Below are 15,950 nucleotides of genomic sequence, written 5' to 3'. Positions count from 1 at the left end.
TAGACCTCTTGCAAAAGTCATAATTTAAGCTCGGAATTAATGATACCAGCAAACAGCTTCATTCTAAGATCATAGCGCTGACGACGGTTGCGATATTTATGAGCCACGATTTTAAACAACTTGATTAAGCCTATTTTGTGCTCAACCACAATACGGAACTTTGCCAGATAGTGATTGGCCTGTTTGCATATCTCTAATAACTGACCACCACGAGGTTTCTTAAATGGCGTGAAAGTTTGCTCATGTAACTTTGCTAACCCTTGATAACCACTATCGGCTAGTAGCTTGGCGTCACAAGGTAACCAGTCAGGACAAGTATCTTTATACAGCTTAAAATCGTGGATTGACCCTTTACAGGTTTGCACATCAAGTATCAAACCAGTTTGCCAATGAACGATAACCTGCGCTTTTAAGGTGTGTTGTTTTTTCTTACCGCTGTAGTAGTCTCTTTGGTTTTTTTTGGACGCTCAATAGGGGTTTCGGTAGCATCAACAATGACGACTGACCAATTGATGTCGTCATCGACACGACTAGGCAGCTTTTTAGGTAATTCAAACTTGCCAGAGTCAATCAGTGTGTCTTCTACTTTACGAATGATACGGCTAGCAGAAGACTCATGAATACCAAAGTCCATACTGATATGATAAAGCGTGCGGTATTCACGCCAATAAGTCAGGGCTAGTAGTATCTGCTCCTTAAGACTGAGCACACTTGGTCTACCTGATTTGGTCTTAGATGCTTCATGCTCTTGCATGGCATCAAGCATGTCATAAAAGGTGGCTTTATGAATGCCAGTGTAGCGTTTAAAACCAGCGTCACTTTGTTTGAGTAGCTTATCTATGTTTGGCATGGTTCTTAGACAACGATGAATGTTCTTCTTATTTTAATTCCCTCTGCTACTTTTGCAAGAGGTCTACTATGTATCCTGAAGATTTTGAGAAAAAACCGCTAGAAAATTATTTGAAATAACAGCTATTAATGGCACTCCATTAACATTTCTGTAAGTACATTACCGTTAAATGATTACCCTGCGCAGCAAGATAGCTCTTTAACGTCTTTGCTAAAGGTTTGAGCGCATAACTTCAATCCTTCAACCATCGTCAAATACGGAAATAGTTGACCTGCCAATTCTTCGACTGTCATTTTATTATGAATAGCAAGAGCCGCACTTTGAATCAGTTCTCCGCCTTCATGGGCTAAAATTTGTGCGCCTATCAGTTTTCCCGTGGATTCTTCAGCTACCAACTTGATAAAACCATCCGTTTCAAAATTTGCTAAAGCTCTTGGTACGTTTTCCATATCAAGTACACGACTTATCGTATTTATTCCTACCGCTGAAGCTTGTACTTCGGTTAGACCTACCGTAGCAACTTGTGGGTCGGTGAATATAACAGCAGGCATGGTAGATAAGTCGAGTTGCGCATTTCCACCTGTCATATTAATTCCAGCCCTACTTCCGGCAGCAGCAGCAACATAAACAAATTGTGGCATATTGGAGCAATCTCCAGCGGCATAAATGTTAGCTGTTGATGTTTCCATCATACTATTAACAACAATGGCACCACTTTTATCTGTTTCAACACCAACATTTTCTAAACCAAGCTTTCCAGTATTTGCATGGCGACCCGTAGAGATAAGCAATTTTTCAGCGATTAATGTTCCTTCGTTAGTTTCCAATGAAAAACCATTGCTATCATAAGAAACATGACTTGCTTGCGTATTATTAAGTACCCTAATACCTTCTTTTTCAAAGCACTCTGCCAGTTTTTCACCTAATAACGGATCTTCAGCATATAAAAGGGTATGTCTGGCTAGAATTGTCACACGGCTACCTAAACGGGCATAAGCTTGCGCAATTTCCAGAGCAACAACGGAGGAGCCGATGACAACTAGACTACTCGGTAACTCTTCTGCAAATAAGGCTTCTGTTGATGTCCAATAAGGTGTATCAACTAAACCCTTAATTGGCGGAATGCTTGGTGTAGAGCCTGTTGCAATTAAAATGCGATCTGCAACCAGCTCTTCTTCACTACCATCAGACTTGTGAACTAGCAAGGTATTTTGATTTTTAAAACGTGCATAACCTTTAAGTAAAGATAGCGCGGGATTACTCTCTAAAATACGTTGATATTTAGCATCGCGTAGTTCTTCGACGCGAGCGTTTTGCTGATGTGCTAATAAGGAGCGGCTAAGTTGTGGCTGAATATTTTCTAAACCATCAAACGGGTTAGTACGTTGCTGATGCGCTAATTGCGCAGCACGGATCAATATTTTTGAAGGAACACAGCCGACATTTACACAGCAACCTCCGATTACATCGGCTCCTTCAATGATAGTAACTCTTGCTCCGCCTTCTGCTGCTTTAATCGCACTGGCAAAGGCCCCTGAACCACTACCAATAATGGCTACATGTAATTGTTCTGGCTGGATGTCATTTGGCGAGCAACAACTATTCGTTGACATATTTTATTCCTCTTAAAAAGTTAAGCGGTACAAGTTTCATCATCACAGCGTTTATTCGCAGGAGAAACCATGTCCCAAATTGATACAGCAACCATTAGTCCTAGCCCCGTATAAGTAACGTATGAACTCCACCCGTACTGGAACCAAGGGTATAAAGAGAGTAAAACCAAAATGGGGCCAATTGAACCGATAAAACTACGGTGCCATTGACGATGGCTAAACCAGCCTAAGATATTCATTGCCAGCGCTAATACTGCAAACAGTGGTAACAACGTATTGATAAATACCCCTTCCCACTGACTAAGAAATCCCATCCCAATTGCCGCACCAAGACTAGCTATCGCGGGAAAACACATGGCGCATCCCATTGCCGAAACAAGTGCACCTATAGAGCCTGCTTTATCTCCGATACGCGTAACTAGTTCTAAGGGGCTAAATATTACTTATTTTCACTTTTTAAATTTGAAGGGTAGCCAGCGTTGGTAGTCGCTGCAATTAATGCATTGATGTTGGTTTTAGTGTCATCAAAAGAAACAACAGCTAGCTTAGGCTTGTAGGTAACTTTCGCATTTTCAACGCCATCAACATTTTCTAATGACTTTTTAACTGTGATTGGACATGTCGCACAGTTCATCGTTGGCACTTCCAGTGTAACTGTTTTTACTTCAGCAAAAGCACCAAAACTAGAAAGTGAAAGCAGTGCGGTTAATAATAATTTTTTCATAATTAGCTCCAAATTTTAAAATGTTATAAATTTCTTGATCTGTATATTAAGCAAACAAAAGTATCCAATAATTACTGGTCACTAAAATTGTCGCAACTATAGCGCTCAGCCAGAAAATGACTTTTCGTTGTTGCTGTTTCTTAGGAATTGCACAGGCCGTTCCCGGCTCACACTCTTCTACAGGACGGTAAATTTTCCAACCTGAGTAACCAAACAACAACACTACAAATGCGATAAATAATGGCCTATAGGGTTCAAATGCAGTTAAATTACCAATCCATGAGCCACTTACCCCAAGTAATAACAGGAGCAAAGGACCTACACAGCATACGCCTGCGCCTAATGCTGCTATGATGCCTCCTATCATTGGAAGGTTTGATTCTTTTTGATTCATATAGATACCTCATTAGATAATGCAAGTGTATTGCATGTACCTAAGTACGGAGTCAAGGGTGATTTATAAAAAATTTATCTTTGATAATCTGCTACGACAGATACGGGGAATAAGCTAACTTGAATTAAGGCGCAGAAGTAAAATTGGATATGCTGTTTTAGTGGGAAATGGTAGTTAAGTGAATCATTTACTTCGGTTGCAACGAATCAATTATTGGGCAGTGGCTATCGTCATCATTATTTTGGCATTGTCCTAAATGTTCTTCCAAAGCGTGTTCTAACAACAACAAGTCAGCCATCTTTTTTTGTACTGCGATCAGTTTTTTATTAGCTAATTCTTGTACTTTACTACATGGACTATCGTTTAACGCAAGTAACCCTTCAATCTCATTTAGCGTAAAACCTAATTCTTGAGAACGCTTGATAAAATGTATTCTATTTACCGTTTCTTTCGGGTAATGTCTATAGCCCTGCATAGGCTTTGGTGGTTGTTTAATTAAGCCTTTGCGTTCATAAAAGCGAATTGTTTCGACATTTACACTCAGTTCTTTAGCCAACATACTTATGGTTCGTTTAGACACGTTATCAATTACCTTACTGACTTTTTGTTTACTTACTTTATATCTAATTAAAGTGACCATCAATGAATACCAGTTTAAACATCGCTAATTGATTTTGTTTTTTCTTCTATTAAATAAGTAAAGTTACCGTTGTTACAACAATATTAAACCACAACAATGTATGGTTTATCCTTTTTCATTATCAAAGTCCAAATTAGTGTTATTACATGCAGTTCTACATGAGTATACCCCAAGGGAACCAGCTATTTCACCACTCAAACCTATTAACAGACCACTTAAAACAGACTGCTATAATGGAACCATTTATATGTGCTAAAAATGAGCTTATAGCATTTGCTCAAAGCATGGGCATAAAGTCGCTGCATTCGATATATAAAATAAATCAGTTGCAACGCTAGTACGTACAAAGTTGATACAGCTGATTACTATCATAGCTAAAAAGGCAAAGTGATACTCAAATACTCAAATACTCAAATACTCAAATACTCAAATACTCAAATACTCAAATACTCAAATACTCAAATACAGGGTTTTTTTGAATCAAGATACATGATTAAAATCTATCAACTTAATGATTATATATTTGATAGCATCGCGTCTATAGAAACGTAAATTAATGTTTAAAATACTTCAGCTATTAACCCTGTTTTAAGACACGATAAACCGTAGCTACCCCAACACCAACCGCCTTAGCGATTTCCTCTTTTGTCATATTATTTTGACTGTCTAATTCTCTAATACGATTGTGTTTTGCTAGATTTGCTTTCTTACCAGTAGGTTTATATCCACTGTTTGCTAATCCCTGCTTGATACGTTCTCTACGCTTATCGTTATCAAGCTTTGCCATCGTTGCTAATAAGTCGATCAGCATATTGTTAATTACCCTAAGGATGTCGCCTGTCATACCCTCGCTAACCGTATGTGTAGTTGGTAGATCAGCCACCACCAATCGCAAACCTTTATCTTTGATGCGCTGCTTTAAGATAGCAAAATCATCCTGAGACAATCTACTCAATCTATCTACACTCTCAACAAGCAATATATCGCCTTGCTCAGCATCATTGAGTAACTTAGTGAGTGCTGGTCTATCTAACTTTGTACCACTGAAATGCTCTACGTACTCAACATGGTTATCATCATAGCTTTGGCTAAAGCTAATCAAGTCAGACAATGCTCTGGTCGCGTCTTGATCCTTAGTGCTGGCTCTCACATAAATACGAACAGTCATAACGCCACCTCTATTATTTAGACTTAATAATTAATGTTCATTGATAATAGCAAGATATTACTATCATTTAATAACATAAAAAAGTCTAATGATAGATAGGTTATCATTTAAAGGTTTTATGTTTTAGGTATAGGCTAATGATAGGAAAAAAGCACAGCAGCCAGTCTTATAATTCAAAAGTCTGTTATAGATGGTTCCATGCTAACAGTCTGCTTTAAGTAGTCTGTTAATATGTTTGAAGGGTGAGATAGCTGGTTCCGCTAAGGTATAGCCTTTATTAACTAACCCAATCAAAAAGAAGTCAAGGTATAAAAATACATAATGTAGTTTTATACCTTGACTTCTTTTTGAAGTAAATGTACTGTAGTTCTCTACTAATTCGATTTACTGGAGACTACCATGAGCATTAGAGAAGCCTTAGAAAAAGTGATATTTGACCAAACAGATGAAAGTACTGTCACTCCTTTATCTATCAGATTACCCAACCATTTGAACAATCAATTGGAAGAATTGACGCTTACTTTAGACAAATCAAAAAGCTATCTATTATTAGAGTTTGTTAAAGCTGGAATTGAAGAAACGAACAACATATTAGAAGAAAGAGCAAAAAACCCTGAAATTGCGAAGCAAAGAGATACTAGTAACATTCTTAGCACTAAGCCTTTCATGCTCAATACCAACTACAATAATGACAAATCTGCGCACGTTAAAATGCTTGAAAACAACGAAGCTGCTGCCTTCTACTCAGGATGGAAAGAGTATATTTGCAACTTGCAAGAAGGGGATAAGGTATATCTTTATCAAAGTGGCGTTGGGTTTGTCGCGTCTGGCACAGTAACAGGGGATTTGATAAAGAGTGAGTATGGTGGCAAACCAGATGCTAAATATTCCAAGGAACTAAAAGACTTTAAATTTGGCTTCAAAGCAATTTCTGCAAAAGAGTTCAAATCATTAACCGATGGTGGCGCTAATTTCAGAATGACTATGGTTCAATTAAGCTCGAAACAAAGACATGCGCTTGATGATGAAATTAATAAAAGAATGAATGCAATTAATTCAAAATAGCCTTAATAGCGGAGTGCTAGATATGAAAAATAGTGATTGGATTCTTCAAGTAAAAGAAACTCGTAGAACTTTTGGCAGCTCAACTTGGGTTCCATTAAGAGAGTTGTCTAATAAAGAACAAGGTGATGTTAAAAACGTTGGCTATGACAGCGAATTTTTTGGGTGCGGATCTGTTGCATTCCCACCAGAACAAAAGGAAAGAGCTGATGGATTTGACTGGAATCAAGTTGGCATTAGCCATACCACTAGACCATATGCTTATGAAAACGGCTATTATTCTCCAATCGAACAATATGAATATAATGACAAAGAACCCATAGGTGTGAATCTTGTCTTTGAATACAATCAGCCTGTAACTGGAATAAGAGAGTGGATACTAAGTCCTGATTTAGTCATTGCTCTTGGTTTAATAAAAGATGGAAATAACTGGGTTAGACCTGCAGAAAATTTCATTGTTGTTGCTCGTGAAACTATTAACGAGAATGGTGATCATACTTTAATTGAAATTAAGCAAGAGTTTCTTATTGATTATTTAGCAGCAAGAAATCTATCTCTTCGCCTTTCGTACTACCGCCAAAGAGTAGCTAATGTTATAAGTTTAAAAGACAGCGTATATGCCGATCTGACAGATAAAGAAGAGTCTAGAGATGGTGGAAGATTTGAGCTTTTGATTCGAGACTTAGAAGACGTTTTCGGTGGAAGCTGGGCTGCATTTAGAGTCTGGCGAACTGATATTGATGAAGACGAAGATGCTCCAGTGATGGGGCAAGAAAGTGATGAAAATACTGACTCAGAAAGCTCGCAAGGTAGCCATCAAGGTGTTTATAAAGGAGTTCGAGTAGAAGGAGAGTTTTGGCGAGACGAATGGATTGAGCATCAAAATATAAGCGTACGGGTTCGGGGAGATAAAGATCAGACACTTCCTCAGTTCATTGTTAAAACTGATGGAACGCGAATGACGTCTCATTCTTTGAATAATGAAAATATTGGCAGATGGCTCTGGTTCCGTTCTAACGTAGTTAGCGAACTTCTTAGTTACCAAGGGTTTTCACTGCAATGGTATACGGCAGAAACAGGCGGTATTCACTCTACGTCTGGGTGTAGAATTCACTTTGGAATTAATTCATCTGATTTAATAACTGTTTATGCTTATGATGTTGCCCGTCTTGCGCCATGGGAACAGCATATTTGGGCTGCTCATAACATTGCTCCAGAGGGGAAGGTGTCATCTGAGTTATTAATGTCGCAGGTTGAAGCTAAACCTGCTTCTACGCATGCTGTTGAAGAACTTTTATTTATAAGTATGAAGCTGTTAGAGGATGGTTTTAGAAATGAGTTTAATACTGATTTGTTCTCGCATGAAATAGATGAACCTGAGTTTAAAAAACAAATTTCACGCTTCTCAAGCAAAGACCAAACCTCATTACTAAGATTAGCAAAGGAATTAATTCGTATATTCTCTGATCGTCTCAATGTTAGCAATCTACGCCAACTCTCAACACATAAGAATAAGAAGACACTCGGGTCAAATAAACTATTAGAAGATATTTTGGCACAAAAAGTAGGAGTCGATAGAGCTCGCCAAATCTTTGGTGTAATCGCTGGTGCTTATGATATGCGTCTAGGCGATGCACATCCTACTAGTTCTAAAATTGGAGATGCTCTAAAATTAGCGAAAATTGACGAAGACGAGTCTTTCCTTAAGCAAGGCGAACAATTAATTTGTAATTTTGGAGAATCCATTTGGTGGATAGGAAAATTACTTTTTAGTCAGTCAGAGGTTAAATAAGTACCAGACTGTTCCTATAAGGATAATTATGGCAAATACTAGCAGCTCGATGTCTACTATATAGCGCACCGATCACAGATAGAATATATAGGGCAAGTACACAACGAAGTACACTCAGACTATTTTAGCGAGTTGAAACGTTGCTACCATTAGCCCACAACCAAAGCTTCGAATCCTCACTAGGGTGCCATCCTTATGGCTATAAGAATAACTATGCTAAATACTCAACGCAACTGAACTTAATTCGCTCTATTTATCTTATTGACGCTTAGCTATTTACTTACATGGCATTTCCGATTATTATACATCAAATTGATGATAATATATCGGAAATGCCATGTTCTCTTTACAACCATCGTTTGATGCTATTTCAGACAAATTTATTGATGAAAATTCTGAGGTCGTTAGCGCTCTTGCTGCCATTCACCCCAGTCTTACAACTCAACTAGTTTACGAGGTGATTCTGGCCGCTAATGAAAAAACTCAACATGTTGGAAGCTCTTTTCCAGCTAATGCTCCGTTAGCAATGTGGCAATTTCACATTACAGGTTTTCTTAGAGAAAAACTATGTGCTCTTGGTTGGACTAAAGTTGATGGTAAAGGTGGGGTTGCATATGTAATATCGCCGTGTAAGGAGCATGCAATTCGTGTTTTTGCAGGTAACAAGTATGTAGGTTTACGAGATGGAAACGTAAGCAATAGATCAATTAAGGGAAATACCCTTAAAGATGATATTTATCCGCTATTAAACTCTGATAAAGGAACGACCATTTGGACTTTACTTCATTACCGATTTGGTGAGTTAATGAGATTAGAGCTTTCGCAGCCAAAATCATTTGCAAAAGGTAAGATCAATGACTGGGGTACGCGGATCAAAATCCCTGATGTTAAGTTCAACATTCCTACAACACCGCGTATGAAAGAAAAAGTTGAGGTAGGAGTAGTTCCTGTCAAGCGTAAGAAAAAAGCTTAATCAATTCAAGGCTAATATATGTTTAATCCAAATCGATTACAGTTTGCAATCGATAGGCGAGCTGTGAGCAAAGCTGAATTAGCAGAAAAGCTAAATATTACTCCTAGAACATTAACAAATTATCTAAAAGGAAATACTGAGCCTAATTTAGTTGATATTTCAAGGGTGCTAAGCTTCCCTATCGATTTTTTTAAAGGTAGTGACTTACCAATCATTGATGAACATAGTGTTAGTTTTAGATCTCGTTCTAGAATGACTAAGAAAGTCAAAGCCGAAGCTTTAACTTATGGCATTACTGGCTTTATGCTTAATGATTGGTTTGAAGAGGAGTTTGAACTTGTTCAATCAGAACTTCCTGATTTATCTCATCTATCTCCTGAAGAAGCGGCTAATTCGCTCCGTTACGACTGGGGCCTGGGTGATAAACCTATTGGGAACTTAATTGCTCTATTAGAGTCAAAAGGTATACGTATTTTTTCTATTTTTGTAAAATCGGAATATATTGATGCTTTTAGCGTTTGGTATGATGACACACCTTTTATCTTTCTTAATAACCAAAAAACTATGGAGAGAAGTCGTTTTGATGCATGTCACGAACTAGGTCATTTAGTTAGAGACATATACAGTATGAAAATGTCTGAAAGTTTTAGTAAATCACTTGATGAAGACTTGGATTCAAAAGTAGTCGAAAGATGTGCAGATGAGTTTGCATCTGCGTTCTTGATGCCCGAAGTTGCATTAATGGAATATAGACATGTAAATCCTACCATCAACAATCTTATTGAGCTGAAAAAAGTGTTCGGCGTATCTTTAGTAGCACTGGCATATAGAATGCATAAGCTAGGGTTCATAAGTGAGTGGGTTTATACAAGAGTGCTCTGCCCAGAAATAGCAAAATATAATTATCGTAAGTCAGAGCCTTATCCAATGGATAGAGAGACTTCCCAAGTACTCAATACAATAACTAGTGAGTTAACTTCAGAAGGAATGAGCCTAGACGATATTGCTAAAAAAATTAATCTTAGAAAAGCTGATATAACTCCATTGCTATTTCAACTTGCTGAAAGCACAAAGCCTTTTCATTTATTTCAAGTTTTAAAATAATGTGTAAAAACATGAGTAAAGTTTAGCTACTAGTTTGATCAGCTAAACTTTGCTCGTTCTTTTAATCAAGTATTTATACAGCTTCTTTAGCATTCATTAAATCAATAAACGCCGCCTCAAGCACACCAATCGCCTCATCATCAACGATTAACCCCTCATCTATCTGGCGCTGTACCCATACATGAAGCGCCTCATCATTATAGAAAATCGGATTCACGCCCAATATTTTGGCCAGCTGTGAACCTTGCTGTATTTGTAAGTTTTCAATAAGTTGCTTGGTTAAAACCTTCACATTGTGATCAAACCAAGATGACGTTGTTGGTTGCTGCGCTGACGTATACATAATAACCTCCTGTAGGTTAATTAGATTTTTTAATTAATTAAATGTCCTGCTACAGGTAAAATTATACACGCATTTTGACTCATTGCAAGATAAAATAACCTACTGTAGATTATTTTGTATTTTTAGAAGTTATATTTCTGGATTGTCAACAAGCTCATATAGGTCGCCTACCTCAATTTCAAAATAGCGGCATAGCTTTTCAATCACTTCTAAATCTACTCGAGTGGCTTCTTCATGATACATACGCGTGATTGTGCCTCTGTTGATAGAAGTTTCTCTTGCAACATCTGCAATTTTAAGGCGCTTTTCACCCATTATTGTTGATAAATGACACTTAATCATGATCGTCTCCTATTTCAAATATAGTGCTACTAGCATACAAATTATTCGCTAGACACGCATAGTGCTATTAAGCAGTGCATTTTACTACGTGTCATATCGGTTTAATAGCAAGACCTGTCCAATACTAATAAGCTCAATACTTTCAGTTGTGCTTACTAGCCCTTTGCGATAATATACTTATATGAGTACTTACTCATTTGAGTGTATGAATATATAATCATCATAAGGCCTTTACCATGAAAGTAATCGCAGTACTGAACCAAAAAGGCGGCAGCGGCAAGACCACGATAGCCACGCATTTGGCACGTGGGCTACAACTTCAGGGTCATAGTGTGCTACTCGTTGATAGTGATCAGCAAGGCAGTGCTCGCGATTGGAGAGCTGTTAATGAAGACAATCCTGTTCCTGTTATCGGCCTTGATAGGCCAACGCTTGATAAGGATTTAAAAAATGTTTCCGATAAAGAGTTCGTCGTAATTGATGGCTCACCGCAAGCGACCAATTTGGCACTATCTGCCATAAAAGCCGCTGACTTTGTGTTGATACCCGTACAGCCAAGCCCCTATGATGTATGGGCGACCAGTGATTTGGTTGATTTGGTGCAGCAGCGCATCGAGATGACCGATGGTAAGCTCAAAGCCGCCTTTGTGGTCTCTCGCGCGATCCAAAACACTAACATCGGCAAAGAAGTTGCCGCAGTGCTACAAGATTATAATCTGCCCGTTCTTGATGCCAGAATCGTGCAGCGGGTCAGCTATCCAAATAGCGCTTCAGTTGGCAAAACGGTATTTGAGACAGAATCTGCTAAGAGCAGTGCCGTGACTGAGATCACGCAACTGGTCAACGAGGTTAAAACGTTTTTTGATAAGGAAGTAGAGTTATGAAAGCTGGCCGCCCAAGTAAAGATAAAAAAGACGCGCTTGAGTTGTCTGACGTCACTGATAAGCCTAAAAAGAGCACACGAGTCAATTTCAATCTTGATGAAGATACCTACTTTGAGCTTAAACAATACGTCCTTGATAATCGCACAACCGTCACTAAGCTACTCACTGAGATGATTGAGTCACGGCTGAATGAGCGTTAATATCCATCCATAGCGTTGATTTTTAATAATTTATTGTAGGTATATATACACCTATACACCTATACACCTATACACCTATACACCTATACACCTATACACCTATACACCTATACACCTATACACCTATACACCTATACACCTATACACCTATACACCTATACACCTAACGATGTTAATTTAGGATAATCATGAGTCAATCACAACAGCTTCAACAGCTAAAAAAGCAGCTTTGGAATATTGCCAACGACCTACGCGGTAAGATGGGTGCAGATGAGTTTCGGGACTACATATTAGGGTTTATTTTTTATAAATACTTATCTGATAAATTCATCCGCTTTGCCAATAATATCTTGGCTGAAGAAGGCGAAGGCTTCGATAACTTTGCAAATTTTGACACCAGTAATCCTGAGCATCTTGAATATATCGAGGAAGTCAAAGAAAACGCCATTGATGAGATTGGCTACGCGCTTGCACCCAATCAGCTGTTTCATCAACTGGCCAAACGCGGCAAACAAGACCAGGCATTCATTCTTGATGATTTGGCTGATACGCTAAAGGCCATCGAGCAGGGCACATTAGGCACAGACTCAGAAGAAGATTTTGCTAACCTATTTGAAGACATAGATCTTACCTCAACCAAGCTTGGCAACAGCCCTGATGACCGCAATGAGCTGATCGTCAAAGTACTAAGCCACCTAGATGCCATTGATTTTGATCTGAGTAACACCGAAAGCGATGTGTTAGGTGATGCTTATGAGTATCTGATCGGTGAGTTTGCCAGTGGCGCAGGCAAAAAAGCGGGAGAGTTTTACACGCCGCAGATGGTATCCACGTTACTTGCCAAAATCGTAACCAGCGGCAAGGACACCATAAGCTCAGTCTATGACCCTACGTGTGGCTCGGGTTCTTTGCTGCTGCGCGTCAAGCGTGAGGCGAATGACGTAGATAGAATCTACGGTCAAGAGATGAACCGCACCACCTATAACCTAGCACGCATGAACATGATTTTGCATGACGTGAACTTTACCAAGTTTGATATCAAGCAAGAAGACACGCTCAAGCGTCCGCAGCACGTCGGTATGCGCTTTGATGCCATTGTGGCCAATCCGCCTTTCTCTGCGAAGTGGTCTGCTGATCCCTTGCTGCTTCAAGATGAGCGCTTCTCAGACTATGGCAAACTTGCGCCCAAGACCAAAGCCGACATGGCATTCGTCCAGCACATGCTGCATCACTTAGACGATAACGGCACAATGGCAGTGGTATTGCCGCATGGCGTCCTGTTTCGCGGTTCCAGCGAGGGCGATATTCGTGAATACATCATCAAAAACCTCAATGCCTTAGACGCAGTGATTGGACTGCCTGCCAATATATTCTACGGCACCAGTATTCCGACCTCTGTTTTAGTCTTCAAAAAGAACCGTAAGCATGATAAAGATGTCTTCTTTATCGATGCCAGTGACTGCTTTGATAAACAAAAAAATCAAAATATGCTACTACCTGAGCATATCGATACCATCATCAAGACCTATCAAGCCCGTGAAAACGTCGATAAATTTGCCCATGTCGCCTCTTTAAAGGACATTAGCGACAACGACTATAATCTCAACATTCCGCGCTACGTAGACACGTTTGAGGCTGAGCCTGACGTGGATCTCGCAGCCGTTGCCAAAGCGCTGCAAGATTTGGAAAAAAAGAGCCAAGAAACGGACGCTGTCATTAATGGCTTTTGTGAAGAACTGGGCATTGATTCGCCCTTTAAGGTAGGGTCATGAGCACCGTAGACAGTCAAATTCAGCTATATCAAGTAGACAACCAAGTCAGCCTTGAAGTGAATGTTGAGCAAGACACGGTATGGCTAAGCCAAGCCCAAATGAGTGATCTGTTTGGCCGTGATGTTTCAGTGATTTCACGCCATATCAATAACGCGATTGGTGATGAAGAGGTGGATCCAAAAAGCAATTTGCAAAAAGTGCAAATTGCTTTTTCTGACAAACCCGTGACCTTATATGATTTGGACGTCATTATCAGCGTGGGTTATCGCATCAAATCCAAGCAAGGCGTGATGTTTCGCAAATGGGCGACGCGCATCTTAAAAGAGCATCTCATCCAAGGCTTTAGCATTAATCAACAGCGTTTGCAGCAAAACACCGCTGAGCTTGAGCAAGCCATCGCCTTAATCAAAAAAACGGCTCAATCTGAGCAGCATAGCAAAGACAGCGCGCTGGGGTTGGTCGAGATTATCAGCCGCTACACCCAAACTTTTTTATGGTTGCAGCGCTACGATGAGGGTTTGTTGCATGAGCCTGTGGGGCAACCAGGCGGCGAGGTTTTAGACGCACCAAGTGCCATGCAGGCACTGAATCAGCTCAAATCAAACCTGATGGATAAAAAAGAGGCCACAGACCTATTTGCTAAGCCTCGCGGTGATGGACTGGCTGCCATATTGGGTAATATTCAACAAACGGCGTTTGGTGAGGAAGTTTACCCCAGTATCGAATCCAAGGCGGCGCATCTGTTATATTTTGTCGTCAAAAACCATCCTTTTGCTGATGGTAATAAGCGCAGTGCAGCGTTCTTATTTGTTGATTTTTTATACCGTAATAACCGCTTATTTAATGACGAGGGCACTGCCATCATCAATGATACAGGGCTTGCAGCGCTCACACTGCTGATCGCTGAATCAGACCCCACTCAAAAAGAAGTGCTCATCCGTCTGGTGATGAATCTACTGGTGATACAAGATAAGGATGTAATGTGATGGCAACGCCAAAATTGCGGTTTAAAGAGTTTGATGGGTATTTAGAAAAAAACAACCTGATTAATTTAACTCTATGGGCTTCTGGTGGTACTCCCTCAAAAAAAAACAAAGATTACTGGATGGGTGATATACCACTTATTAGTGGCGCGTCTATGCATACAAGGAAAATATGCGAATCAGAATTTAATAGACCTCTTGCAAAAGTAGCAGAGGGAATTAAAATAAGAAGAACATTCATCGTTGTCTAAGAACCATGCCAAACATAGATAAGCTACTCAAACAAAGTGACGCTGGTTTTAAACGCTACACTGGCATTCATAAAGCCACCTTTTATGACATGCTTGATGCCATGCAAGAGCATGAAGCATCTAAGACCAAATCAGGTAGACCAAGTGTGCTCAGTCTTAAGGAGCAGATACTACTAGCCCTGACTTATTGGCGTGAATACCGCACGCTTTATCATATCAGTATGGACTTTGGTATTCATGAGTCTTCTGCTAGCCGTATCATTCGTAAAGTAGAAGACACACTGATTGACTCTGGCAAGTTTGAATTACCTAAAAAGCTGCCTAGTCGTGTCGATGACGACATCAATTGGTCAGTCGTCATTGTTGATGCTACCGAAACCCCTATTGAGCGTCCAAAAAAAACCAAAGAGACTACTACAGCGGTAAGAAAAAACAACACACCTTAAAAGCGCAGGTTATCGTTCATTGGCAAACTGGTTTGATACTTGATGTGCAAACCTGTAAAGGGTCAATCCACGATTTTAAGCTGTATAAAGATACTTGTCCTGACTGGTTACCTTGTGACGCCAAGCTACTAGCCGATAGTGGTTATCAAGGGTTAGCAAAGTTACATGAGCAAACTTTCACGCCATTTAAGAAACCTCGTGGTGGTCAGTTATTAGAGATATGCAAACAGGCCAATCACTATCTGGCAAAGTTCCGTATTGTGGTTGAGCACAAAATAGGCTTAATCAAGTTGTTTAAAATCGTGGCTCATAAATATCGCAACCGTCGTCAGCGCTATGATCTTAGAATGAAGCTGTTTGCTGGTATCATTAATTCCGAGCTTAAATTATGACTTTTGCAAGAGGTCTA

At 39.6% G+C, this 15,950-nt stretch carries 19 protein-coding genes and 2 pseudogenes; 11 read left to right on the top strand and 10 right to left on the bottom strand.

The window, feature by feature from the left end; translation table 11 throughout:
• Positions 1-17 precede the first annotated feature (17 nt).
• The 8 genes and pseudogenes from W234_RS0100705 to W234_RS0100670 form a co-directional block, all read right to left on the bottom strand.
• A pseudogene (locus W234_RS0100705) lies at positions 18-401 on the bottom strand (transposase family protein); the annotation flags it as partial.
• Positions 402-409: 8 nt separating this feature from the next.
• Positions 410-850: a transposase family protein gene (locus W234_RS0100700; RefSeq protein ID WP_025643546.1), complete on the bottom strand. Its 441-nt coding sequence runs from the start codon at positions 848-850 to the stop codon at positions 410-412.
• 173 nt (positions 851-1,023) lie between these two features.
• A complete protein-coding gene (gene merA, locus W234_RS0100695) occupies positions 1,024-2,463 on the bottom strand; it encodes a mercury(II) reductase (RefSeq protein WP_025643785.1) in 1,440 nt (479 codons plus the stop codon).
• Positions 2,464-2,483: 20 nt separating this feature from the next.
• Positions 2,484-2,903 carry an organomercurial transporter MerC gene (merC, locus tag W234_RS0100690; RefSeq protein WP_008467331.1) on the bottom strand — a complete coding sequence of 140 codons (420 nt, stop codon included), beginning with the start codon at positions 2,901-2,903 and terminating at the stop codon, positions 2,484-2,486.
• A complete protein-coding gene (gene merP / locus W234_RS0100685; protein WP_008110847.1) occupies positions 2,903-3,187 on the bottom strand; it encodes a mercury resistance system periplasmic binding protein MerP in 285 nt (94 codons plus the stop codon). The genes merC and merP overlap by 1 nt, the downstream gene beginning before the upstream one ends.
• A 46-nt stretch (positions 3,188-3,233) precedes the next feature.
• A complete protein-coding gene (locus W234_RS0100680) occupies positions 3,234-3,581 on the bottom strand; it encodes a mercuric transporter MerT family protein (RefSeq protein ID WP_016899520.1) in 348 nt (115 codons plus the stop codon).
• A gap of 187 nt (positions 3,582-3,768) precedes the next feature.
• The gene (merR, locus tag W234_RS0100675; RefSeq protein WP_008110844.1) at positions 3,769-4,221 is read right to left on the bottom strand and encodes an Hg(II)-responsive transcriptional regulator; all 453 of its coding nucleotides are present in this window, start codon (positions 4,219-4,221) and stop codon (positions 3,769-3,771) included.
• A 577-nt stretch (positions 4,222-4,798) separates the two neighbouring features.
• A complete protein-coding gene (locus tag W234_RS0100670; protein ID WP_025643766.1) occupies positions 4,799-5,389 on the bottom strand; it encodes a recombinase family protein in 591 nt (196 codons plus the stop codon).
• A gap of 399 nt (positions 5,390-5,788) precedes the next feature.
• On the opposite strand from W234_RS0100670, the gene W234_RS0100665 reads away from it, so the two are divergent.
• From W234_RS0100665 to W234_RS0100650, 4 genes are all read left to right on the top strand, one after another.
• On the top strand, positions 5,789-6,454 hold the full coding sequence (locus W234_RS0100665; RefSeq protein ID WP_025643765.1) for a hypothetical protein: 666 nt from the start codon (positions 5,789-5,791) through the stop codon (positions 6,452-6,454).
• Between the two features lie 22 nt (positions 6,455-6,476).
• On the top strand, positions 6,477-8,243 hold the full coding sequence (locus W234_RS0100660; RefSeq protein ID WP_037058559.1) for a hypothetical protein: 1,767 nt from the start codon (positions 6,477-6,479) through the stop codon (positions 8,241-8,243).
• A 337-nt stretch (positions 8,244-8,580) separates the two neighbouring features.
• The gene (locus W234_RS0100655) at positions 8,581-9,216 is read left to right on the top strand and encodes a hypothetical protein (protein WP_025643763.1); all 636 of its coding nucleotides are present in this window, start codon (positions 8,581-8,583) and stop codon (positions 9,214-9,216) included.
• Between the two features lie 18 nt (positions 9,217-9,234).
• The gene (locus W234_RS0100650; protein ID WP_025643762.1) at positions 9,235-10,320 is read left to right on the top strand and encodes an ImmA/IrrE family metallo-endopeptidase; all 1,086 of its coding nucleotides are present in this window, start codon (positions 9,235-9,237) and stop codon (positions 10,318-10,320) included.
• A 73-nt stretch (positions 10,321-10,393) separates the two neighbouring features.
• Here the strand turns inward: W234_RS0100650 and W234_RS0100645 are convergent, their stop codons facing one another.
• Entirely contained in the window at positions 10,394-10,663 is a 270-nt protein-coding gene (locus W234_RS0100645) for a hypothetical protein (RefSeq protein WP_025643761.1), read from the bottom strand.
• Positions 10,664-10,792: 129 nt separating this feature from the next.
• Positions 10,793-11,005, bottom strand: a complete 213-nt coding sequence (locus W234_RS0100640) for a helix-turn-helix domain-containing protein (protein ID WP_025643759.1) — start codon at positions 11,003-11,005, stop codon at positions 10,793-10,795.
• Positions 11,006-11,241: 236 nt separating this feature from the next.
• Between W234_RS0100640 and parA the strand changes: the two genes are divergently transcribed.
• From parA to W234_RS0100605, 7 genes and pseudogenes are all read left to right on the top strand, one after another.
• A complete protein-coding gene (gene parA, locus W234_RS0100635; RefSeq protein WP_025643757.1) occupies positions 11,242-11,889 on the top strand; it encodes a ParA family partition ATPase in 648 nt (215 codons plus the stop codon).
• On the top strand, positions 11,886-12,089 hold the full coding sequence (locus W234_RS0100630; RefSeq protein WP_025643755.1) for a hypothetical protein: 204 nt from the start codon (positions 11,886-11,888) through the stop codon (positions 12,087-12,089). Before parA ends, W234_RS0100630 begins: the two co-directional genes overlap by 4 nt.
• Before the next feature lie 188 nt (positions 12,090-12,277).
• A complete protein-coding gene (locus W234_RS0100625) occupies positions 12,278-13,861 on the top strand; it encodes a type I restriction-modification system subunit M (protein ID WP_025643753.1) in 1,584 nt (527 codons plus the stop codon).
• The gene (gene rhuM, locus W234_RS0100620) at positions 13,858-14,847 is read left to right on the top strand and encodes a Fic family protein (protein ID WP_025643751.1); all 990 of its coding nucleotides are present in this window, start codon (positions 13,858-13,860) and stop codon (positions 14,845-14,847) included. The genes W234_RS0100625 and rhuM overlap by 4 nt, the downstream gene beginning before the upstream one ends.
• Positions 14,847-15,095 (top strand): hypothetical protein, encoded by a 249-nt coding sequence (locus W234_RS0100615; RefSeq protein ID WP_025643749.1) that lies wholly within the window; start codon positions 14,847-14,849, stop codon positions 15,093-15,095. Before rhuM ends, W234_RS0100615 begins: the two co-directional genes overlap by 1 nt.
• A gap of 5 nt (positions 15,096-15,100) precedes the next feature.
• Positions 15,101-15,541 (top strand): transposase family protein, encoded by a 441-nt coding sequence (locus tag W234_RS0100610; RefSeq protein ID WP_025643546.1) that lies wholly within the window; start codon positions 15,101-15,103, stop codon positions 15,539-15,541.
• Positions 15,542-15,549: 8 nt separating this feature from the next.
• A pseudogene (locus tag W234_RS0100605) lies at positions 15,550-15,933 on the top strand (transposase family protein); the annotation flags it as partial.
• Positions 15,934-15,950 lie beyond the last annotated feature (17 nt).

The sequence above is a fragment of the Psychrobacter sp. TB15 genome (assembly GCF_000511655.1).
GTDB lineage: Bacteria > Pseudomonadota > Gammaproteobacteria > Pseudomonadales > Moraxellaceae > Psychrobacter > Psychrobacter submarinus.
This window is presented reverse-complemented; position numbering and strand designations above follow the sequence as displayed.